We start from the raw sequence: 1,248 nt of genomic DNA, 5'->3' as shown, positions 1-1,248 counted from the left end.
CCAGCCCAGCAAATCCATCACGTTGTGCCGCTGTACCCACATCACGGCCACCGCGAGAACAGACAATGTGAGCGCAATTTTTTCGATGGAATCCCAGGTCCGCGTACTCATAAATGCCGCAATGGCGTTCAGGTTATTCCGCAACCACTCACCACCGGCAATCACATAAACTTCATTCACAGTGAATTCCCTCCGAAGTGATAGTTGTTCTGGTAACGGCTGAGCATACGGGCGGAAAGCTGCTGGCGCATGTAGCTCATCTGACGTTCGACAACCAGCAGCGCATCCTGCTGGACCTGTACCTGGCTCTGGAAAATGGCAATCTGTTGCTGTGCCTGATTCAGATTCTCCAGAACATTGTCCATCACAGCCTGCGGATAGTTCCCGGTGGCAATCATGGCCCGGGCCTGCTGAAGCAGTTCCTGAATGTACTGGAGCATGATGTCGTAGCCGATATAGTCCGTCAGCTGGTAAACGACGCTGTTGGACACACCGAGCATCTGCGGGTCAATCAGATATTTAAAAACGGGAATGGTGGTGCTGGAAATAAACCCCTGTTCCCGGGCGTCAAGCGGAGTGTCACTCACTGCTTTATTCTGAATACTGGTGAGCAGTTTTGTAATCTGTGACTTCAGGGCTTTATCCCGGGCGATGGTCACATTTGCATCCGCCACCACCTTCAGACACTTGTCCGAATCGTTGCAGTGGTAAATTTTTGCCGTTCCCCCCTCCATAATCGCCCGGAGGATATCGCGGTCAGTGGTACGCGCCGGCAGGGGGGTAATCTCGCTGTCTTCCCCAAAAATCAGCGTACCGGTGAGCGTCATGATAAATTCTTTCAACTCTTTGTTGCCGTCAAACATTCTGTTTTTTTTCAGCGCCTCCCATATGATATTCTGGTTTTTCAGCACCCGCTCCTTGTCCTTGTCGCTGGCTTTGTCACGAACAGATGAGGACTGCCCTCCGACCGTGCACCCCTGACGAGATGCGGCCCAGTCGGCGAAGATATTGCTTTCACTGCCAATGTCCTGACAAACTTTCTGCTGAGATTCCTGCGTCTGAGGGAACAGCCCCCCCACAAGCCCCTGTGCCACCTGACAGGAACTGAGGTTCATACTGTTAATGTCACTTGCCATTTTCTGCAGGAAGTCTTTTGCGGTTTTTATTTCCGGCACCGTTGTCTGCAGGGCAAGGTCAAAAAAGTAACCGGCAGCATTGCTCATAATCTGCTTAACAAAACGCTGCAAC

Annotated in this window: 2 protein-coding genes; both read right to left on the bottom strand. The window is 51.8% G+C overall.

Annotated elements, in window-relative coordinates:
- Positions 1-180, bottom strand: a 180-nt coding sequence (locus FTE26_RS08285) for a conjugal transfer protein TraG N-terminal domain-containing protein (protein ID WP_179147923.1), incomplete at its 3' end; no start/stop codon positions are given.
- Positions 177-1,248: conjugal transfer pilus assembly protein TraH (gene traH, locus FTE26_RS08280; protein ID WP_272457541.1), on the bottom strand; the 1,072-nt coding region annotated here is incomplete at its 5' end. The genes traH and FTE26_RS08285, both read right to left, overlap by 4 nt.

It is taken from the genome of Escherichia sp. S10b (assembly GCF_028421345.1).
GTDB lineage: Bacteria > Pseudomonadota > Gammaproteobacteria > Enterobacterales > Enterobacteriaceae > ECMA0423.
This window is presented reverse-complemented; position numbering and strand designations above follow the sequence as displayed.